The sequence below is a fragment of the Paenibacillus sp. Z6-24 genome (genome assembly GCF_054161335.1).
In genome coordinates, this window is the sequence record NZ_CP096398.1 from 1,564,178 (window position 1) to 1,586,231 (window position 22,054).

The following is a 22,054-nucleotide window of genomic DNA, read 5'->3' on the forward strand; positions in this document are numbered from 1 at the left end:
CTTATGCCATCTGTAGCGTTTTACACGTTGGGCTGTAAAGTCAACTTTTATGATACCGAAGCCATGTGGCAGCTGTTCAAAAATGAAGGCTATGACCAGGTCGATTTTGAAGAACAGACTGCGGATGTATATGTGATTAATACCTGTACCGTAACCAATACCGGCGATAAAAAAAGCCGTCAGATTATCCGTCGTGCCGTACGCCGTAACCCGGATGCGGTCATCGCGGTAACCGGCTGCTATGCACAGACGTCCCCGGCCGAGATTCTGGATATCGAAGGCGTCGATCTGGTCGTCGGTACGCAGGATCGCGACAAGCTGATGGATCATATTCGCACCTTGCAGAGCGAGCGTCAGCCGATTAACGCTGTACGCAATATTATGAAGACACGCGAGTTTGAAGAGCTGGATGTGCCGGATTTTGCCAATCATACCCGCGCATTTCTCAAAATCCAGGAAGGCTGCAATAACTTCTGCACCTTCTGCATTATTCCATGGTCTCGCGGACTGTCCCGCAGCCGTGCAGCCAGCAGTGTAATTGCCCAGGCGCATCAGCTGGTGGCAGCAGGCTACAAGGAAATCGTACTGACCGGTATTCATACGGGCGGCTACGGGGATGACCTGGAAGATTATGATCTGGCGGATCTGCTATGGGATCTGGACCGGGTCGAAGGGCTGGAACGTATCCGTATCAGCTCTATCGAAGCGAGTCAGATTGATGAAAAGGTGCTGGATGTACTGAACCGCTCTTCGAAAATGTGCCGTCACTTCCATATTCCGCTGCAGGCCGGCGATGATAACGTTCTGAAACGGATGCGCCGCAAATATACCGTAGCTGAATATGCGGAGAAAATCCGCCGTATTCGCCAGTCCATGCCGGATGTAGCGATTACGACAGACGTCATCGTAGGCTTCCCGGGCGAGACGGAAGAAATGTTCCGCAATGGATACGAGATGATGAAGTCGATCGGCTTCTCCGAGATGCACGTCTTCCCCTATTCCAAGCGTACCGGTACACCGGCTGCACGCATGGAAGACCAGGTGGATGAAGAAGTGAAAAATGCCCGTGTACATCAGCTGATCGATCTGTCCGAGCAGATGCAGCTGTCCTATGCGGAGAAGTTTGTCGGTCATGTACTTGATGTGATTCCGGAAAATAACGACAAAGGATTATACGGTGAAGGTATGATCGCGGGATACAGCGATAACTATCTGCAGATTGCTTTTGAAGGATCCGAAGATATGGTCGGCAAGCTGTGCCGCGTCAAGCTTACCGAACCCGGCGTCAATACAAGCAAAGGTCAACTGGTTCGTGTATTGGAGCAGACTCCAACTCCGCTGGCCCAGTAAGAGCTTTTATATCGTTTTATAACAGACAGGATACGACGAAAGGATTTCACTTTACCGTTCGGTTAAGGTGAAATCCTTTGTTTTGATCAAGCATGAATCTGTGCGCATACACACAACCGGCAGCCAAAATGTAAGTTGGCGGGCTGTACGGACTTTATGAGGGAGTGACCACTATTGGCAAGCATCATTTTGCATCAAAAGCGTAAGAAAAGACTCGAACAGGGACATCCATGGGTATTTGAAGGTGAAATCGCCGAGGTGGAAGGTCAGCCGGAACCCGGTCAGATCGTCAGCATTCTGAACCATCAGCGCAAATTCCTCGCTTCCGGTTATTACAACCCCGCGTCTCGTATCACGGTACGTGTAGTATCCCATCAGCCGCTGGAAGATCTGGATACCGCCTTTTTCGCAGAGCGGTTTGAATGGTGTCTCAAGCACCGGACACGTTTTCTGAGTGGGGGGAATGCTTATCGTCTCGTTTATGGAGAGGCTGATTTCCTGCCGGGTCTGATCGTGGACCGGTTTGGAGATATTCTGGTCGTACAGCTGCTGACACTGGGAATGGACCGCCGCCGTCAGCAGATCATTGATGCGCTGGTACAGGTTGTTCAGCCTGCCGGCATCTACGAACGTAGCGACGTATCCGTACGCAAGCTGGAAGGTCTGGAAGAAGTCAAAGGCGTAATGTATGGAGAGTGCCCGCGTCACGTAACCGTATCGGAGAACGGACTGCTGATCAAGGTTGATATTGAGGAAGGTCAGAAAACCGGCTACTTCTTCGACCAGCGCGAGAATCGTGCTTCGATTGCACCGCTGATGCTTGGCTGGGGTGAACGAAGCGGTATTCAGCTGACAGAGATGGAGCAGGATGGACAGCAGGTGACGGTACCGGTGAATCGCAAAGGCAAAGTCGTCGACTTCCCGTACTGGGATGGCGCAACCGTGTTGGAGTGCTTCTCCCATACCGGCAGCTTTACACTCAATGCATGCAAATACGGAGCCAAAAAAGTGACCTGCCTGGACATATCCGCTCATGCGATTGAGAGCGCCCGCGAGAATGTGCGTCTGAACGGATTCGAAGACCGGGTGGAATTTGTCGTGGATGATGCCTTTGATTATTTGCGCAGCAATGCCAAAGGGCTGGAAGAGCGCAATCAGCGTGCTGCTGCCGATGCAGGACAGGATACATCCAAGCCGATGACAGCTGGCGGCGGACGCAGCTGGGATGTGGTCATCCTCGATCCGCCTGCTTTTGCCAAAACCAAGAGTGCTGTACCTGGTGCAATCCGCGGTTACAAGGATATCAATCTGCACGGTATGAAGCTGGTCAATGAAGGCGGCTATCTGGTTACGGCGAGCTGTTCCTATCATATGCGTCCCGATCTATTCCTGGAGACGATCCAGGATGCAGCCAAAGATGCCGGCAAAGTGCTGCGTCTGGTCGAATGGCGTGCAGCCGGCAAGGATCACCCGCAGATTCTGGGTGTAAATGAAGGACATTACCTGAAATTTGCGATCTTTGAAGTACGCAGCAAAAACTTTTAAACTATAATTAGATAACGATCAACAGTCTCCAAGCCGATTGTTGACCCTATCCCATAACCCCCTCTTTCCGGATATACAATATAATGTATTTCAGGCAGAGGGGATTTACATATGTTTGCCGGATCAAGGGCGAACAGGATTGAATTATGAGCCGAATTGTATTACTCTTAATAGGATACTGATAAGAACATGTGTTCCTTTTTTGATATTGTATTTTATGGATATGATGCTTGGGATGTTTATTTGTGGTCCTTGCTTGTGATCTTTACATGTCTCGTTTCTATAACAGCTTGATTGTAAATATAGATTTTATTTTGCAGGAATGAAGGTGATGGTATGCCACTCAAGTTTATGCTGGGCCGTTCGGGCAGCGGTAAGACGACAACAGTCATTCAACGGATTATCGATCGGATTGGGCAGCAGCCGGATGGTCCGCCCATTTTGCTGCTTGTGCCTGAACAGGCTTCCTTTCAGGCGCAGTATGCACTGATTCGCACGCCCGAGCTTCGCGGTAATGTACGGGCGCATACGTACGGGTTCCGTCATTTTGCCGATTGGATTCTGCGGGAAACCGGCGGATCGGCCCGTACGCCAATCGGCGATGAAGGCAAGAAAATGCTGTTGTATAAGCTGATTCATGCCCATCAGCCGGAACTGCGGTTATTCGGTGCATCCAGTGATCAGTTCGGTTTTATCGGCAAATTAAGTGAATTATATACGGAGTTCAAGCATCATGCTCTGTCTGCGGAGGAGCTGGCCCGTTATGTACAGCAGCAGGGGACACGGCGTTCGCCGCTGCTGAGCGATAAGCTGCATGATCTGCAGCGCATCTATCAGGAATATGAACAGGGATTGGCCGGTCTGTATGTGGATCGGGATGATACGCTGAATGATCTCGCAGCCGCGATCCCGCAGTCGGAGTCGCTAAATGGAGTGGAAGTATGGATCGATGGATTTCACAGCTTCAGTCCGCAGGAGTATGCGGTTATCGCCGCGCTGCTGGACAAAGCTGTATCGGTCACGATTACGCTTACCCTGGATCGTCCTTATGAGGAGGAGCCGCCGCAGGAGATGGAGCTGTTCCATCCGACGGCGCTGACATACCGCAAGCTGTCCCAGCTGGCTGCTGCGATCGATGGAGGGACCATGCCGACTATCGAGAACCTGTCGGCTTCTTTGGATAGCGTACCGGTTCGTTTCCAGCACAGTCCGCAGCTGGCGCATCTGGAATACGGCTATCGCCACCGCAAAGTATGGCGTGCGCCATCCACTGATCAGGAAGACGCTCAGGAGCATGATATTACTATTTATAGTGCGCCCGATCGACGCTCCGAAGTGGAAGCTGCCCTGCGTGAGATGGTGCGGATCTCCCGGGATAAAGGTGCGCGATGGCGGGATATGGCGCTGTTCGTACGTACGCTGGATGATTACGAACATATGATTGAGCCGCTGCTGCAGGATTATGGCATTCCTTATTTTATGGATAAACGACGCGGCATTCTGCATCATCCGCTGGCCGAGTTTCTGCGTTCTGCGCTTGATATCGTCATGTATCACTGGCGCTACGAAGATGTATTTCGCTGTATCAAGACGGGGATGCTCGTTCCCGATGACGGACGTGTCAGTATGGAAGACCTCGACCGGCTGGAGAATGCGGTGCTGGCGACAGGCATTCACGGCTCTCGCTGGACCGATGGACGTCCATGGCGGAATATTCCCGGTATTCATATGGATAATGAAGAAGAGCGCAGTGAGAGCCAACGTGCAGCTGCACAGCGTATCGAACAGGCGCGAGACCTGGTGACCGGCCCATTAATCGTTTTTGAAAAGAAAATCAAAAAGGCTCGTCATGCGACCGAGATGTGCATCGCTCTGTACCAGCTGATCGAAGACTGCAATATTGCCGGACAGCTGGAGCAGATGAGCGGCAGTGCAGCCCTGGCAGGCGATCCGCTGCGTGCACGTGAGCATGTACAGATCTATGGCAGTATTATGGATCTGCTGGAGCAGATGGTGGATATTATGGGAGAAGGCGAGCTGGAACTGGTTACTTTTGCCGGTCTGCTGGAGACGGGACTGGCCGGTCTACGGCTTGGTATTATTCCGCCAGCGATGGATCAGGTGCTGATCGGTTCCATGGATCGGACCCGCCCGATGGATATCCGGTATGCGTTTGTGCTCGGAGTAAATGACGGGATCGTGCCATCCGTATTTATGGATGATGGTATTCTCAATGAAATGGAACGCACCAGTATGTCGGAAGACGGACTGGCGCTGGCACCGGGCATTACGCGCCGTCAGCTGGATGAGCGTTTTCTGATATACAATACGCTGACCATGGCAAGCGACAAGCTGTGGATCAGCTATTCCCAGACCGATCATGAAGGCAAAGGACTACTGCCTTCGGAAGTGATCACCCAGGTACGCAGTCTGTTTCCTTTCCTGCAGCATCAGAATAACAGCCCGGCTGCATCATCGGCAGAGCAGGACAGTGCCCGTATTAGTCGTCCGGCGACCACGTTGCCGGTGCTGATCGGACAGCTGCGGGACTGGAGCAGAGGCAGCGCGATTCAGCCATCTTGGTGGCATGCCTATAACTGGTATGCGACGCAGGAGAAATGGCAGCCCCAGCTGCATATGCTGCTGGATTCGCTGTTTTATGAAAATAGTGGACGGCAGCTGGCAGAGGATACAAGCCGTCATCTGTATGGCAGTGTACTGCGGACAAGTGTCTCGGGCATGGAGCAGTTCGTCTCCTGTCCGTTTGCCCACTTTGCGGCCCGCGGTCTCAAGCTGCGGGAACGTCAGGAATACCGGCTCAAAGCACCGGATATCAGCAAGCTGTTTTATGCTTCACTGACCGACCTGGCGAGAGACTTGAAAAATCAGGGGCGCAAATGGGGCGATCTCAGTCCCGAAGAATGTATTCAGGCTGCCGAGGCGGCAGTGGACAAGCATGTGCCAAGGCTGCAGGGAGAGATTCTGTTCAGCTCCAAACGGTACGGCTATATTACGCGCAAGCTGCGTGAAGTCGTCAGCCGGGCTTCCGTCATTATTGGAGAGCAGTCTCGCCGCGGAGACTTTGAACCATGGTATCTGGAGTTGGTATTTGGTCCCAATGGCGACTGGCCGCCGCTGCGCTTCACGCTGGATAACGGCTGTACGATGGAGATCGTAGGCAAAATCGACCGGGTGGATATCGCCGAGAGCGACAATGGACTGCTCGTGCGTATTATCGACTACAAGTCCAGCCAGACCGATCTAAAGCTGCATGAAGTCTATTATGGACTGGCACTGCAGATGCTTACCTATCTGGATGTGCTGCTGACCCATGCGGAAGAGATGCTGGGACAGCCAGCTTCGCCTGCAGGCGCACTGTATTTCCATGTGCATAATCCAATGCTGCAATCCGGCAACCGGCTGACCCTGCAGCAGTCCCAGCAGGAATTGCTCAAGAAATTCAAAATGAAAGGTCTGCTGCTCGCCGACCGTGATGTGATTGGTCGGATGGATATGGAACTGGACAAAGGGTATTCGACCATTTTACCGGTAGCCGTGAAGACCGATGGCGGATTCTACAGCAGCTCGGCGGTAGCATCGCCCGGACAATGGGATGAACTGCTGCGCAATGTCAGACAGACCGCGCGCGATATCGGCACAGGTATTACGGATGGACAGACCGATATTACCCCGTACCGGATGGAGCAGGAAAAAGCCTGCACCTTCTGTGCCTACAAGTCGGTCTGCCAGTTTGATGAGTCCGTCAAAGGCAATGCCTATAACATATTGAAGAAACCGAACAAAAATGAAACGTGGGAGCTGCTGCAGAATCAGCAGAACACGCAGAAAGGAGAAGATTCCATTGACCGTTAACCCAACCGATTATCCCGAAATGCCAAGACCGGCAGACAGCACATGGACCGATGACCAGTGGAAGGCCATCTCTCTGCGTGGCGGCAATATGCTTGTTGCTGCTGCAGCTGGTTCTGGCAAGACGGCTGTTCTGGTAGAGCGAATTATTCGACAGGTGACAGATACGAATCATCCGCTGGATGTGGACCGGATGCTGGTAGCGACTTTTACCAAGGCAGCAGCAACCGAGATGCGTCAGCGTATTCGGGCGGCGCTGGACAAGGAAGTGCTGCAGCGTCCGGATGATGAACGATTGCGCCGTCAGCTGGCTCTGCTCGGCCAGGCTTCGATTACGACTTTGCATTCCTTTTGCCTGGAAGTGATTCGTCGTTATTATTCACTCATTCCGCTGGACCCGGGTTTTCGTATTGCCAGTGAAAATGAAAGCGGCCTGCTGCGTCAGGAGCTGCTGGAAGAATTGTTTGAGGAGAAATATGGCGAGGAAGAAGAGCGCGATTCTAAGCAGTTTCACCGATTGATGAACTGGTTCGGCGGAGAACGCAGTGATGATGCGGCGATTGTGCTCGTAGAGCGGCTGTATCATTTTGCCCGCAGTCATCCGTGGCCGGAACACTGGCTCCGGCAAACGGCTGCCCATTTCCAGGCCGCTGATGGAGCAGCCCTGCAGAATACGCCATGGGTGAGCTACATTATGCAGGATATTGAAGTATCGCTGGAAGGGATCGAAGCACTGCTGCTGCAGGGAATAGATACGGCTCGGCTGCCGGGTGGACCGGCTGCCTATGCAGACAGTCTGAATGAAGATATGGAAGTGATCCGTCAGCTGCAGGATGCGCTGCAAGAGCAGCCCTGGACAGCGCTATATATGACTTTCCAGAATGCCGGATTCGGCAAGCTCAAAGCGGTACGCAAAGAGGGCATTGATCCGAATCTGCAGGATACCGTCAAGCAGCTGCGGGAGAATGCCAAGAAAACGCTGGCTGATCTAAAATCTTCGTTTTTCGGTCGTACACCGGATGAATTTGCCCAGGAACTGCGTGAAGCGGCTCCGCTCATGATGGAGCTGGCCGAGCTGGTTATTCGTTTCAGTAACAAATACCAGCAGGAGAAGCAGCGCCGGGGCTGGGTAGACTTTTCCGATCTGGAGCATTATGCCCTGCAGATTCTACGCGATCCGGCATCTGAGCCTGATCATGTGCTGCCTTCTTCCGCTGCGCTGGAGTACCAGGAGCGATTTGATGAAGTCATGCTGGATGAATACCAGGATACCAACTCGGTGCAGGAGCAGCTGATCCGGCTCATTTCCCGGCCCGAACAGGGCAACCGGTTTATGGTAGGAGATGTAAAGCAGAGCATTTACCGTTTCCGTCTGGCAGAACCGGGATTGTTCCTGGAAAAGTATCATACCTACAGCGAAGACTGGCAGGGAGAAGGCCGTCGAATCGATCTGTCACGCAACTTCCGCAGCCGTCAACAGGTCGTGGATGCCGTGAATATGATTTTCCGTCAGGTGATGAATGAGAAGGTCGGCGAGATCCGTTATGATGAACGTGCCGAGCTTGTAGCCGGTGCCCAGTATCCTCCTGGTGAACAAAATGCCTACGCACCGGAGTTCTGGCTGATTGACCGTGCGGGCAGCGAACGAGCGGCAGACAGCGAAGAGACAGCAGAGCTGCCTGCCGGTTCCGCTGCGGATGAGGCGGAGTTGGAAGCGGCCCGTCTGGAAGCACAGGCGATCGCTGCACGCATCCGTGAGATGGTAGCACCTGACGGTCGTCCGCTGTTGATTTATGATAAAAGTATGGATGGACTGCGTCCGGCGGAATACCGGGATATGGTTATTTTGCTGCGCTCCGTATCCGTATGGGCGCCGATGATGGTAGAGGAACTGCAGCTGCTGGGCATTCCGGCTTACAGTGATCTGGAGCAGGGATATTTCGAAGCGGTGGAAGTGGACATTATGCTGTCGCTGCTGGAAATTATCGACAACCCGCAGCAGGATATTCCGCTCGCCTCGGTACTGCGTTCACCGATTGTTGGACTCAACGAGAATGAACTGGCAGCAATCCGGCTGTTTGGCAAGGATGTTTCCTATTATGAAGCGATGCTGCTGGCATCCGAACAGATGGAAGAGCATCCTGCCGGTTGGAACAGCAAGCTGCGCCGTTTTATGGAGCAGCTGGCCAAGTGGCGTGCCCAGGCGAGAGAAGATGAGCTGGGCGATCTGATCTGGCGGATTTATCGGGAGACCGGTTATGTGGATTGGCTGGGCGGATTGCCGGGTGGTATCCAGCGTCAGAACAATCTGCGCATCCTGTACGATCGTGCACGCCAGTTCGAGCGTTCCACCTCATCCCGCGGCTTGTTCCGCTTCCTGCGCTTTATTCGCCGGCTCAAGGATAATGGCGGTGATCTCGGTGCCGCTGTATCTGGCAATCAGGAGAATGCGGTTCGCGTCATGACGATTCATAAGAGTAAAGGACTGGAATTCCCGGTCGTATTCCTGGCGGGGATGTCCAAAATGTTTAACATGCAGGATCTGAATGGCTCGTTCCTGATGCACAAGGAACTTGGTTTTGGTCCCAAATTTGTCGATGAAGACACACGGGTGAGCTATCCGATGCTGCCCAATCTGGCGATCCGCCGGAAGGCACTGACAGAACTGCTCGCTGAGGAGATGCGCGTCTTGTACGTTGCACTTACACGTCCAAGAGACAAGCTGATTATGATCGGAACGGTGCGTGGACTGGACAAGAAAATCTCGGCCTGGAGTCAGGTTCAGAATTCGGAACAGCTGGAGCTGCCGGATTATATACTGGCCCGCGGCCGCAGTTATCTCGATTGGCTTGGACCTGCGATGATGCGTCACCGTGCGGCATCCGTGTTCCGCGAACGCAATGAAGCAGCAGCGGGACCTTATTCGGACTGTCTGGCTGCCGATCCATCCGACTGGAAGATTCGCATCATCGACAGTCATGAACTGCGGATAGCAGAAGAAAATGGCGAACTGAGCTATGCCGGCCCGCGTGAGCATGATCCCAAATGGCATGCATTGATGGAAAAACGTGCAGTCACAGCAGCGGAAATCCGCGACCATTTGGATACAGATACAGATACAGATACAGATACAGATACAGATACAGATACAGATACAGATACAGATACAGATACAGATACAGATACAGATACAGCGGACTGGCAGCGCCTCGTTTACGATCGTCTTTCCTGGGAGTATCCGTATGAAGATGCGGTGCATACCCCGGCCAAGACAACAGTCAGTGAGCTGAAAAGGCAGCTAGCTAACGATGACGTGCCTGATACGGATGTATGGGAAGGAATCTGGAACCTGCAGCCGCTGCTTGGCTCGTTTGCCAGCCGCAGTGCATCTGCACCATTGGCTGCAGATACCGCTCCATCTTCACCACAGCCGGATTCTACAGCAGACAGCGACACGGAAGCCGGTACGATGGCTTACAGCCCGGCGTCCAGTCTGTATACCGACGGTACACTCAAACTGCAGCGTCCCAAATTTATGGAGAAGCGCGGCTTGAGCGGAGCCGAGCGGGGAACAGCCTACCATACGCTGATGCAGCGAATTCCGCTTAACACAGGTGCGGTAGATGATTCGCTCGTAGACCGTGTCAGGGAGGAATTGGTTCAGCTGCAGATTCTCACCCAGCCGGAGGCAAATGCAGTGAAGACCAGGGATATTACCGCCTTTTTCTCCAGCGATCTGGGACAGCGCCTGACAGCATCTCAATGGGTCAGACGCGAGATGCCGTTTAGCTATGGCATTCCTGTCAATGAACAGGGCGATATTATGCTGGCGCAGGGAATTGTCGATTGTCTGTTCCGCGAAGGCGAACGAACCATTCTGATCGATTACAAAACAGATCGAATCGCAGCCCATCAAGGCGGTCTGGAAGCGCTGGAGCAGCGTTATCGCCTGCAGCTGGAATTATATGCCCAGGCGGTTCGTGAATCGCTGGGCTGGCAGGTGGATGAGCTGTGGCTGTACTTTTTCGATGGTGCACGGGCTGTTAAGCTCTAAGGGGAGATGGCAGCAAGGTCAGGTACAATTGATCCTTGCATCCGTAGTTAGACCAGTCATCCTTTTGCATCCTGTTACAATAGGAACAACCAGCAAATAAAAAAAGAACAAAGAATAAAAAATAAAGAGTGCAAAACGAAGGCTAAACCAAGAGAAAATGAATACTATACGAATACCAAACCAGGTCACTGTCAGGGCCGCCTGTTCAAGGGCGGTCCTGCAGTTATTATGTATGAAGATGAAGGAGGAGTCCGATGCGTATTTTACATACGGCAGACTGGCATTTTGGCAAAACACTGGAAGGCCGCAGCCGTCTGGAAGAGCAGGCTGCTTTTGTGGACGAATTGACACGGATTGCAGACGAGCAGCAGGCAGATCTGATCCTGATGGCTGGTGATGTATACGATTCAGTTAATCCTCCGGCAGCAGCAGAGCAGCTGTTTTACGAAGCGGCAGCCAAGCTGACCGGCAATGGGCGCCCAATGGTTATTATTGCAGGAAATCACGATCAGCCCGAGCGGATCTCGTCGGCTACCCCCCTTGTTCGAGGTAGAGGGATTCACCTGCTGGGTGTACCGGCCGCAGAGGGGCTGCAGATTCATATTCCGCGTACATCCGAGATGGCGGTTATCGCACCGCTGTCCTATCCATCGGAAGCCCGATTGAATGAATTGCTGACCGATGATAATGAGGAAAATTTGATCCGGCGCGCCTATAGTGAGCGTGTCGGTCTATTGATGAAGCAGCTGGCGGCAGGATTTCGCCCGGACACGGTAAATCTGGCGATGAGTCATATTTATGTACTGGGCGGTGTGGAGACCGATTCGGAGCGTCCGATTCAGGTAGGCGGCGCTTATACGGTTGATCCGTCGGCACTGTATACGGGCGCCCAGTACACGGCGCTCGGTCATTTGCATCGCGCGCAGGCGGTCAAGGGTGAGGGTATGATCCGCTACAGTGGTTCGCCGCTGGCCTACAGCTTTTCCGAAGCCGGTCAGGCCAAATCTGTGACCATCCTTGATATACAGCCCGGCGGTATTCCGCAGATGGAAGAAATCTTTCTGACGAGCGGACGTCCGCTGGTACGCTGGAAAGCCAAAGGCGGATTGACAGAAGTATACCAGTGGCTGGAAGAAGGCAGAGATCCGAACTCCTTTATCGATCTGGAAATTTCCCTACAGGAAGCGCTGGCCATGAGCGACATCCAGAATTTACGCAAAGTCTGTGGAGGCATTGTTAACATCCGTCCGGTCTATCCGGAGACCGAAATGCAGGAGCAGTTCAGCGAGCGCTCCCAGCTGCCGGTGCACGAGCTGTTCCGCAAATTTTATGAACGCCAGACCGGCGGCGCTGTTCCGGAAGACCGGCTAGTGGAGCTTTTCCTTGAACTGATTGATGCCGAGGATGCCATGGAATCACTGAATCAGGATAGCGATGCCCGGTAGACTATCCAATAGACTTTCTTCTTTTAATTTGAAAAAACAGCTGAAATGTCAGCTTCAACCATATCGCAATATGAATAAAAGCAAGCAGATTATATGTACAGATAGAGGGGATGCAGTATGAAGCCGATCACCCTGAAATTATCAGGCCTGCAAAGCTACCGTGAACAACAGGAAATCGATTTTACCGTTCTGTGCGAGACCGGTCTGTTCGGTATATTCGGCCCAACCGGGAGCGGCAAATCCACCGTACTGGATGCCATTACACTGGCGCTGTACGGCAAGGTGGAGCGCGCGCAAAACGGAACACAGGGTATTTTGAATCATTCCGAGGACGCCGTGTTTGTTTCGTTCTCGTTTGAGCTGCTGTCCGATCTGGGTCCGCATACGTACCGGGTGGAGCGGCGGTTCAAGCGTACAGGAGACCATACCGTCAGCAATACGATGAGCCGGTTTATTGAATGCCATGCCGATGGAGATCGAGTGATGGCGGACAAGCTGGGCGACGTTACCCGCTGCGTGGAAGAGTATATAGGACTCAAAATGGACGACTTTACCCGGGCAGTGGTACTGCCGCAGGGCAAATTTGCCGAATTCTTGTCATTAAAAGGCAGTGACCGGCGCCAGATGCTGCAGCGTCTGTTCCACTTGGAACGTTACGGCGACCGGCTGATGCAAAAGCTCAGTCAGCGTGTCAAGGAAACCGACAATCAGCTCGGTCGTCTGGCTGCGGAGCAGGCCGGTCTTGGTGATGCTTCGGCCGAAGCGGTTAAGCTGTCCAAGGAGCGTCTACAAGCCGCAATTCAGGAAGCGGAACAGATTCGTCGTCAATTGCAGGAAATCAATGCAGAGGCCGAGCAGCTGGGCAAAATACGCGAATTGATGAAAGAGCAGACCATGCTGCAATCCAGATTAAATGATTTGCAGCAGCATGAGCAGGATATACAGGCACTGGAGCAGCAGATTGATGGCGCAGCAGCCGCGCGTGTGCTACTTCCGCTGCTGGACGCCTGGAAAACGGCGCTAACCCGGCTGGAACAGGAACAAAGCCGATCCAATCTGCTCAGAGAACAACTGCAGCAGGCCGAGCAGGCTGCAGTACATGCTGCTGAATGCGAAGACCGAGCCAAACAGAAACTGTCTCTCAACGAACCGCGTCTTGTTCTGCGGATGGAACAGCTGCAGCAGGCTTTGCAGCTGCAGCAGGAATGCAGTAGTCTGGAGCAGACGCAGACGCTGCTGAACTCCCGCCTGGAACAGACCAGACAGCAGCTGGCTGAGCTGCGGCGTCAAGCCGATCATGAAAAGACCATGCTGGATAAAGCAGAGAAGCGGCGTGAAGAGCTGTCTCTCCAGCTCAAAGCCTGTGAAGTACGCAATCAGGATCGCAAAGAGCTTCAGGATGCCCAGCAGCGCCTGTCTGCACTGGATGCGGCCCGTAACCGTCTGCATGAGATGCAGCAGGAGCACGACCATTACCAGCAGACCAATCAGCGTACGCATGAAGCTTGGAATGCACTGCAGCAGGAGACACTGCAGCACAGTGAGCAGGAGCGGAAGCTTTATCAGACAGCTTCCCGTCTACTGCAGAGACATCGGCAGGATGAACAGCATTTGCTGCAATTCCAGAACGTCCTGCGTGATCAGGAACAGCAGTATCATCAGGCAGCCCGCACAGCCGAATCCCATCGTCTGGCCGCTGTACTGGCGGCCCGTCTGCAGGATGGAGAACCCTGCACAGTCTGCGGTTCGGTACACCATCCTCAGCCGGCTGTTGTACCGGACACTAACGATGCTTCGGCAGACCAACATGAACAGCAGCTTGGAGAACTGGAGCAGCTGCAGCAGACTGCCCGTCAGCTGAATGACAGTATCCGTGCCCGCCGCTTTGAACTGGACAGTCTGCTCGCTGAGTGGGAATGGACGGCTGCTAATGCACAATCGGATGCCAATGACTCCGGGCAAGCAGACAACATCAGTCCGGATGCGAATAACGCCCTGCAGGCACCGGAGAGCCTAAACGAATATCCGGCGATGAACAGCTGGCTTGCTGCCGCACAGCAGCATAATACTGAGCTGGAACAGCAGCTAAACCGTCTCAAGCAAGAGATCAGAGTATGGCGTCAGCAGCAGCGGGAATGGTCTCAGCGTACAGCGTCCCTGCAGACTGAGCAGCAGAGTGCAGCCCGTCTGCTGGAGCAGTCTTCGGCCCGGTTAAATGCTGCCCATCAGGCAGTAAATGATCTGCAGCAGGATTGGCAGGCCAAGCTGGCTCATCTGACTGAGCAATCCGCGCGCGAAGGATTTGCCCGTATTGCCGCTCTGGACGAGCAGGCGGAGAAAATCCGCGAAGGTCTGGAGAAAAGTACACCCTATATTGAGGAACGGCAAAAAGCACTGCGTCATTGCGAACAGCAGCTGAATCAGCTCGACCGTCAGCTTATTCAGGACAGCACCCGGCATGAAGGCGACGAACGACTGCTGCAGGAGAAAAAGAACCGTCTGCAGGAATGGATTGGCAGCGAGTCGGCAGAACAGCTGATCCGCCAGGTCGAAGTGGAGCTTGCTAAGTATCGTCAGGAATCCGAGAAATGCATTCGCCAGCTGCGGGAGGCGGAGCAGCGTCAGCAGCAGGCTGTCCAGGCGGTAGCGCTGGCTGAACAATCCTGTGCTTCGCTGGAAGAACAGTCCGTACAGACCGGACAGCAGTGGCAGCAGGCGCTGGAGGCTTCTCCTTTTACAAGTGCCGAGAGCGTCAATGCTGCCCGTATGGAAGAGCAGCAGATTCAGCTCAGCCGCCAGCGGATCGACCGGCATCGTGAGCAGCAGCGTGAACTGTCGCTTCATCTGCGTGAAGTAGAGACCAAGCTGGACGGACAGAGCATTACCGAACAGCAGTGGCAGGAGATTCAGCAGCGCTGGACCGAGGCCCGTCAGGCCGATGAGACGGCACTGGAAAACAGAGCCAAGGCCGCGCGTGATTTTGAAGATCTGGAACATCGTCATATACGCTGGCTGGAGCTGGAGAACGAGCGTACCGATTTGGCCGTGGAGGCAGGACATCTGTCCAAGCTGCAGGCGAGTATGCGGGGTAACGCCTTCGTCGAGTATATTGCCGAAGAGCAGCTGATGCAGGTCAGTCTGGCTGCATCGGAACGTCTGCGCTTCCTGACCAAGCAGCGCTATTCACTGGAAGTCGATTCCGGCGGGGGCTTTGTCATTTGCGATAATGGCAACGGAGGGATACGCCGTCCGGTATCGACATTGTCCGGTGGTGAGACGTTCCTGACCTCCCTGTCGCTTGCCTTGGCACTTTCCGCCCAGATTCAGCTGCGTGGGCGCTATCCGCTGCAATTCTTTTTCCTGGATGAAGGATTTGGTACACTGGACCCCGAACTTCTGGATACAGTGGTAACTTCTCTGGAGAAGCTGCACACGGATCGGCTGTCTGTCGGTATTATCAGCCACGTGCCCGAACTGCGCATGCGACTGCCGCGCAAACTCGTTATTATTCCTGCCGAGCAGGCAGGCAGCGGCTCCAAAGTCATGCTGGAAAAAATGTAATAAAACACCGCTTCTCCAACCAATTGAATGACGAAAGGGGCCATTTCGTATGGTACAACAACAAAACTGTTTATTTTGCAAAATTGTAGAAGGAAGCATCCCGAGCAACAAAGTATACGAAGACGAGCGACTGCTTGCTTTTCATGATATTGCTCCGGCAGCTCCTGTCCATGTGCTCATTATTCCCAAAAAGCATATCGACTCCATGAATGAGGTAATAGAGGAGGACCTCTCCCTGATTGCGGATATCCATCGTACAGCCATTCAGCTTGCTGCGGAGCTGGGAGTTGCCGATAGCGGCTATCGTCTGATCAACAACTGTGGTCCGGACAGCGGCCAGGCCGTTCAGCATATTCATTATCATCTGCTGGCCGGTACCAAGCTTGGAGCACTGACAGGAATTTCCGATTCTCACGCCTGATGATGGTTTTCGGGATTGAAAGCGGACATGCCAAGCAGTCGCTTCTCTCCGCCTTTCTTCAAGCAATGCATATTTTGAATTCAATAATTATATAAAAAAGTAATTATTTGAATATTTTTTACTTAAATTAGGTTGGAAATAGTGTTTCCAATCGCCCAAAAACCGGGTATATAATATAACGCTAAAAAAATGACTGGAAAAAGCTCTGTTCAGGTTGACACTTCATTTGACTTTCACCTATAATGAAAGTTGATAAGCCGTGTTATTTTTCCGGACGGTCTGGTCGGAGGGAGGGAAAACTGGTGTCTGAAACGAAAGTTCGCAAAAACGAAACAATTGATGCAGCACTTCGTCGCTTCAAACGCTCCATCGCTAAAGATGGCGTTCTGGCTGAGGTGAAAAAACGCAAACATTATGAAAAGCCGAGCGTAAAGCGTAAGAAAAAATCCGAGGCTGCGCGCAAGAGAAAGTTTTAGGAGGATTTATCCGTTATGAGTCTTAGCGAACGATTGAACGAGAATATGAAGCAGGCCATGAGGGACAAGGACAAGTTCAAATTGTCTACGATCCGCATGGTGCGTTCCACGATAAAAAATCTCGAAATAGATTTAAAACGTGATTTGAACGATGAAGAAGTGCTTGATATTCTTAGCCGTGAGATCAAACAGCGCAAAGATGCCCTCCAAGAATTTGAAAAAGCAGGTCGTGACGACCTGACAAGCAACCTTAGAGCTGAAATTGAGATCATTTCAGAGTATCTTCCCGCCCAGCTTTCTGAAGAAGAAATTAAAGTCATTGTACAGCAGACCATCCTGGAGACCGGTGCTTCTTCAAAAGCCGATATGGGAAAACTGATGAGCGCCTTGATGCCTAAGGTCAAAGGTCGCGCAGACGGAAAAGTTGTGAACCAAACGGTTCAACAACTTCTGCAATAAACAAATTCAAAAGCACCTTCTTTCTTTGAAAGAAGGTGCTTTTTTCTATACTTTCTTAGGGAAACACGGCTCCTCGGTGCTTTTTCAAAGGAATGTGACATTTTAATGAAACGTATTCATTGATTTCCCGTATAATAAAAAGAGAAGGTTTTACCAGTTCTAACTATATTTTCGTATCGTGATGACAGTATCGTAGTGTCCGTATGAAAGGCAGCCTGATCCGTGTGACGAAGAAGGTTTACCTGAAGAGAAAGGGGCTACAACGCATGATGAAACAAACAGACGGCTTGAAACGTTACCGCCGTCTTCTGATGTGGTTATCCATGTCGATGATGATTTTTGCTATGGGAATAACATCCATTCATTCGGTATTCGCTGCTTCTTCATCAGCAGCTTCAAGCGGGGCGGTCTATGTTATTCCAATCGACCGTGAGATTGAGAATGGGTTACAGAAGTTTCTGGCTCGTGGATTGCAGGAGGCAGAGCAAAATAAAGCCTCATGGGTTCTGCTGGAGATGAGTACGCCTGGCGGGGAAGTGCGTGCAGCGGAAGCTATCGGCCAAATGATCCGCAACAGCGCAGTTCCAACAGCTGTGCTTGTACAGGACAGAGCCGCTTCGGCAGGTAGTTACATTGCTCTGAATGCAGACAAAATTTATATGCAGCCAGGCAGCATGATTGGTGCAGCTACAGTCGTGGATGGTAAAGGACAGCCCATCAATGATGCCAAGCTGGTGGCTTACTGGAAAAGCGAGATGCGCTCTGCAGCTCAATTGAATTCGCGTAATCCCGATATCGCAGCAGGGATGACAGACGTTAACATCACAGTGGCCATGCCGGAGATTGATCAGACCAAGGAAAAGGGACAAATCATTTCCCTCACTGCCCAGGAAGCTCAAAAAGTCGGTTATGCCGAAGGAGTGGTATCTTCCGTAAATGAGGCGGTAGCCGCTCTGGGACATTCACCAGCTGATATCGTTCGCGTAGAGCCTTCAATCGGTGAGAATATTGCTCGTTTCCTGACCAATCCTATAGTAGTGACGATCTTACTGTTTATTGGTATTGCCGGTATTGCCATTGAGATTCTGGTTCCGGGTTTTGGTATACCGGGTATTATTGGTGTGGTTGCATTTGGCCTTTATTTCTTTGGTGGTTATGCGGCAGGCTTCTCCGGATCAGAGACATGGATTCTGTTTGGTGTAGGCCTTGTGCTGCTCATACTGGAATTGTTTATACCAAGCTTTGGGATTCTGGGCGTTCTTGGAGCCGCCAGTCTCATAACCGGTGTAGTGAAAGCCGCCTATGATACAAGCAACGCGCTTCTGTCGCTGGGGATTGCTTTTGGAGTAGCAGTAATATTCGTATCGATTGTAGCCGTTATTTTCAAAGAACGAGGCATCTGGAATCGTTTTATTCTAAAAGAACAGCTGTCTTCAGATCAGAATTATATGTCCAATCTGCAGAGAGAGCAGCTGCTCGGACTGGAAGGTATTAGCCTCACACCTCTTCGGCCTTCTGGTACGATTATAGTGGATGGCCAGCATCTGGATGTGGTAACCCAGGGCGTATATATTGATAAAAATTGCCCGGTGCGCATCATTCGCATTGACGGTAGCCGGATCATCGTAGATGAGAAAGCTGAAGATACCGAGCCTAATGTTCATGGAAGTATAGGACCTCTTATTTAACCGGATCGCTGAAAAAGGCAGGGAAGTGTAATCTTGTCTCTGTACATTCAGCGGGTATGTCGCTTGAACAACAGTAGAATACAAGATTGGTTAGTTTCATCATCTGTCATTCTACTGTTATTCTTACATATATACCTGCTTATTGTTTTATTGGCTGGACATCCGCCAGAGCTGTGTACAAACTGCTCTTTCTCTATTGTATAAAGCAGGTATTTGTTTTGATCAAGCAATGACCCAGCCATCAAAATTATTTTTTTGATTGTTATTTTGTTAGTAAATTCTGAAATGGAGTGTGATCTAACCAATGAGTCCAGGTATTTTAAGTTTTCTGCTAATCGCTGTTGTTGTTATCGTTGTTCTTAGCGTGTTTTTCAGTTTCTTCCCGGTAGCATTATGGATTTCCGCAGTGGCTTCCGGTCTGCGGGTGAGCATCATTACCCTTGTCGCGATGCGTCTGCGCCGGGTTGTGCCTTCCCGTATCGTCAATCCGCAAATCAAAGCGCATAAGGCCGGTCTTGGATTGAGCTTGAATCAGCTGGAAAGTCACTATCTTGCCGGTGGTAATGTGGACCGCGTAGTAAATTCACTGATCGCGGCACAGCGTGCCAATATTCCCCTGGAATTTGAACGTGCCGCAGCGATCGATCTGGCAGGCCGTGATGTGCTACAGGCAGTACAGATGAGTGTTAATCCCAAAGTGATTGAGACGCCTATTGTGGCAGCAGTAGCCAAGGACGGTATTGAAGTCCGAGTTAAAGCTCGTGTAACCGTACGTGCTAATATCGACCGTCTCGTCGGCGGTGCCGGTGAAGAGACAATCATTGCCCGTGTCGGTGAAGGTATTGTTACAACTGTAGGTTCGAGTACATCTCACAAGCAGGTACTGGAGAATCCGGACCTGATTTCACGTACCGTACTGCAAAAAGGACTGGATGCCGGTACTGCATTTGAAATCCTGTCCATTGATATTGCGGATGTGGATGTGGGTAAAAATATCGGTGCGATCCTGCAGACCGAACAGGCAGAGGCGGACAAACGTATCGCCCAGGCCAAAGCGGAAGAAAGACGTGCAATGGCTGTTGCGCAGGAACAGGAAATGAAGGCGCGTGTCGTAGAGATGAGAGCGCGTGTAGTTGAATCCGAATCGGATGTACCTCTGGCTATGGCCGAAGCGCTGCGTAAAGGCCAGATGGGTGTTATGGATTACATGAACCTCAAAAACATTGAGGCAGATACGCAAATGCGCGGTTCGCTGGGCAAAGTCAACGATCCGAATCAGGGTAGCAGCGATCAGCACCCGAATAAATAAGGATGTGGTTAACATATGATGGACTGGATTTTTAGCAATATCTATATTGTGCTGATTATTGGCTTCGCTATTTTTACAGCCATCAGCAGTCGTTCCGGTAAGGGAAAGTCCAATAATCGTCCTTCATCTATGCCTACATTTGGCGGACAGCCGAGACAGGGAGATCGCTCTGCCCGTGACGCTGTTCCTCCGCTTATCAATAATGATGGAGCCGAGGAAGCGCAGCGTCGTTATCATGAAGCCCAGCGGCGCTATAACGCTCCGGATACGTATGAGAGCAGTGAATCCTATGAACAGGATGAGAGCTGGGATAACAGTCCCAGCCGTCCTGCACGGGAATCCGGCAGCGATCATACAAGCGTCCGGGGAGAAAGCGGCGAACTGGAAGGATTGTCCGGCAGACAGGCAGCGCTGGATCAGCGTCTAAAGAGTCTGGAATCCAACCTCAAAAGCCGTGCCGGCGGACTGATTACTGGCAGCAATGCTCTAAAAAGCAGTCCCGAGCAGCCGGAAGCTGTACAGGTGAGCGGAGAACAGGTGCATGCCGATCAGCTGCGTCAAGGGATGATGTGGGCAGAGATTCTTGGATCACCGCGTTCTCGTCAGCCACAGGTATGGAACCGCGGGAGTAATCGCAATTCCTGAGGAATACGTTTTTTTTCATCAGGAGCCCAGCAGCAGTTGTCCCTTTAATGAACCGGTCTCTACGAGGCCGGTTTGTTCTTTACATCTGCTTCAAACCGCTGTATAAGGGTGAATAATAAAACCATATGCCCCTAAAAAATTTTGCATGAGCACAGATACAATGGTAAAGTTTATGAAGAAGGCAGCATATACACTAATTCTATAATTGAGGAGATTGAGGCTATTTGTCAGAGCAAACGCAAAGCGTCAGAATACCCTTGCAAAATGCAGAAGAAGGCTTGTCGTTGTTCGGTCCACAGGATAGTTTTCTAAAAATCATCGAACGCGAAATGGAAGCCAATATCGGCAGTAGAGAAGCGGATATTGTCATTCAGGGTCCCGTTCAGATTGTGGATAAGGTACAGCAGTTATTTGAGGTGCTGCTGGAGCTGATCCGCAAAGGATATGTTCTCACAGAACGGGATATTTTATATGCTATTGAGCTTGCGAAGGATATGCGGGCAGATCAGCTGCTCGACTTATATAAAGGGGAGATCACCCAGACGTTTCGCGGAAAGCCGATTCGTGTTAAAACGATTGGTCAAAAGTATTATGTATCCACGATTCAGAAACGTGATATCGTCTTTGGGATTGGTCCTGCCGGTACCGGTAAAACCTACCTGGCGGTAGTGCTGGCTGTAGCCGCATTGAAGGAAGGCAAAGTAAAACGGATCGTGCTGACCCGTCCGGCTGTTGAAGCAGGCGAAAGTCTCGGCTTCCTGCCAGGCGATCTGCAGGAAAAGGTAGACCCTTATCTGCGTCCGCTGTACGATGCCCTCTATGATGTTATGGGTCAGGAGCAGACGGCCAAAGCGCTGGAACGCGGACTGATCGAAATCGCGCCGCTCGCTTATATGCGTGGCCGCACACTTGATGATTCCTTTATCATTCTGGATGAAGCGCAGAACACCACGCCGGAACAGATGAAGATGTTCCTTACACGACTTGGCTTCGGCTCCAAAATGGTAATTACGGGAGACGTGACCCAGATCGACCTGCCGCGCGGCAAAAAGTCAGGACTGGTGGAAGCCCGTCTTGTGCTGGATGGCATTAAAGAGATCGGGTTTGTAACATTTGCCGAGCAGGATGTGGTGCGCCATTCACTGGTACAGAAAATTATCGTCGCATATGACAGAGCATCAGAGAATCTGGAATAGCAGACGGTCAGTGGGTACGCAGCAACCGCACATTT

At 51.7% G+C, this 22,054-nt stretch carries 13 protein-coding genes; all 13 read left to right on the forward strand.

Annotated features, from left to right (window positions below; all coding sequences use genetic code 11):
• Positions 1-3: 3 nt before the first annotated feature.
• Positions 4-1,350, forward strand: a complete 1,347-nt coding sequence (mtaB, locus tag M1D61_RS06870) for a tRNA (N(6)-L-threonylcarbamoyladenosine(37)-C(2))-methylthiotransferase MtaB (protein ID WP_458121698.1) — start codon at positions 4-6, stop codon at positions 1,348-1,350.
• A 174-nt stretch (positions 1,351-1,524) separates the two neighbouring features.
• Positions 1,525-2,895 (forward strand): class I SAM-dependent rRNA methyltransferase, encoded by a 1,371-nt coding sequence (locus M1D61_RS06875; RefSeq protein WP_458121699.1) that lies wholly within the window; start codon positions 1,525-1,527, stop codon positions 2,893-2,895.
• Between the two features lie 336 nt (positions 2,896-3,231).
• Positions 3,232-6,768, forward strand: a complete 3,537-nt coding sequence (gene addB / locus M1D61_RS06880) for a helicase-exonuclease AddAB subunit AddB (RefSeq protein ID WP_458121700.1) — start codon at positions 3,232-3,234, stop codon at positions 6,766-6,768.
• A gap of 19 nt (positions 6,769-6,787) precedes the next feature.
• Entirely contained in the window at positions 6,788-10,819 is a 4,032-nt protein-coding gene (gene addA, locus M1D61_RS06885; RefSeq protein ID WP_458122430.1) for a helicase-exonuclease AddAB subunit AddA, read from the forward strand.
• 254 nt (positions 10,820-11,073) lie between these two features.
• Complete coding sequence (locus M1D61_RS06890) at positions 11,074-12,264, forward strand: exonuclease SbcCD subunit D (protein WP_458121701.1); 1,191 nt, start codon at positions 11,074-11,076, stop codon at positions 12,262-12,264.
• A gap of 117 nt (positions 12,265-12,381) precedes the next feature.
• Positions 12,382-15,825, forward strand: coding sequence for an AAA family ATPase (locus tag M1D61_RS06895; RefSeq protein ID WP_458121702.1), 3,444 nt, complete (start codon positions 12,382-12,384; stop codon positions 15,823-15,825).
• Positions 15,826-15,874: 49 nt separating this feature from the next.
• Positions 15,875-16,246: a histidine triad nucleotide-binding protein gene (locus tag M1D61_RS06900; protein ID WP_046214708.1), complete on the forward strand. Its 372-nt coding sequence runs from the start codon at positions 15,875-15,877 to the stop codon at positions 16,244-16,246.
• A gap of 302 nt (positions 16,247-16,548) precedes the next feature.
• Positions 16,549-16,722 (forward strand): 30S ribosomal protein S21, encoded by a 174-nt coding sequence (gene rpsU, locus M1D61_RS06905; protein ID WP_005547957.1) that lies wholly within the window; start codon positions 16,549-16,551, stop codon positions 16,720-16,722.
• Positions 16,723-16,737: 15 nt separating this feature from the next.
• A complete protein-coding gene (locus tag M1D61_RS06910; RefSeq protein ID WP_046214709.1) occupies positions 16,738-17,181 on the forward strand; it encodes a GatB/YqeY domain-containing protein in 444 nt (147 codons plus the stop codon).
• A 266-nt stretch (positions 17,182-17,447) separates the two neighbouring features.
• Complete coding sequence (locus M1D61_RS06915; RefSeq protein ID WP_458121703.1) at positions 17,448-18,869, forward strand: NfeD family protein; 1,422 nt, start codon at positions 17,448-17,450, stop codon at positions 18,867-18,869.
• Positions 18,870-19,173: 304 nt separating this feature from the next.
• Positions 19,174-20,178, forward strand: a complete 1,005-nt coding sequence (gene floA, locus M1D61_RS06920) for a flotillin-like protein FloA (RefSeq protein WP_458121704.1) — start codon at positions 19,174-19,176, stop codon at positions 20,176-20,178.
• Positions 20,179-20,193: 15 nt separating this feature from the next.
• On the forward strand, positions 20,194-20,823 hold the full coding sequence (locus M1D61_RS06925; RefSeq protein ID WP_458121705.1) for a hypothetical protein: 630 nt from the start codon (positions 20,194-20,196) through the stop codon (positions 20,821-20,823).
• 224 nt (positions 20,824-21,047) lie between these two features.
• Positions 21,048-22,019 carry a PhoH family protein gene (locus M1D61_RS06930; protein ID WP_458121706.1) on the forward strand — a complete coding sequence of 324 codons (972 nt, stop codon included), beginning with the start codon at positions 21,048-21,050 and terminating at the stop codon, positions 22,017-22,019.
• The last annotated feature ends 35 nt before the right edge of the window (positions 22,020-22,054 follow it).

Bases quoted from the DNA above. Each gene is read 5' to 3' on its own strand.
- mtaB (WP_458121698.1), top strand. From the start codon at position 4: ATGCCATCTGTAGCGTTTTACACGTTGGGCTGTAAAGTCAACTTTTAT.
- addB (WP_458121700.1), top strand. From the start codon at position 3,232: ATGCCACTCAAGTTTATGCTGGGCCGTTCGGGCAGCGGTAAGACGACA.
- addA (WP_458122430.1), top strand. From the start codon at position 6,788: ATGCCAAGACCGGCAGACAGCACATGGACCGATGACCAGTGGAAGGCC.
- M1D61_RS06890 (WP_458121701.1), top strand. From the start codon at position 11,074: ATGCGTATTTTACATACGGCAGACTGGCATTTTGGCAAAACACTGGAA.
- M1D61_RS06895 (WP_458121702.1), top strand. From the start codon at position 12,382: ATGAAGCCGATCACCCTGAAATTATCAGGCCTGCAAAGCTACCGTGAA.
- M1D61_RS06900 (WP_046214708.1), top strand. From the start codon at position 15,875: ATGGTACAACAACAAAACTGTTTATTTTGCAAAATTGTAGAAGGAAGC.
- M1D61_RS06910 (WP_046214709.1), top strand. From the start codon at position 16,738: ATGAGTCTTAGCGAACGATTGAACGAGAATATGAAGCAGGCCATGAGG.
- M1D61_RS06915 (WP_458121703.1), top strand. From the start codon at position 17,448: ATGATGAAACAAACAGACGGCTTGAAACGTTACCGCCGTCTTCTGATG.
- floA (WP_458121704.1), top strand. From the start codon at position 19,174: ATGAGTCCAGGTATTTTAAGTTTTCTGCTAATCGCTGTTGTTGTTATC.
- M1D61_RS06925 (WP_458121705.1), top strand. From the start codon at position 20,194: ATGATGGACTGGATTTTTAGCAATATCTATATTGTGCTGATTATTGGC.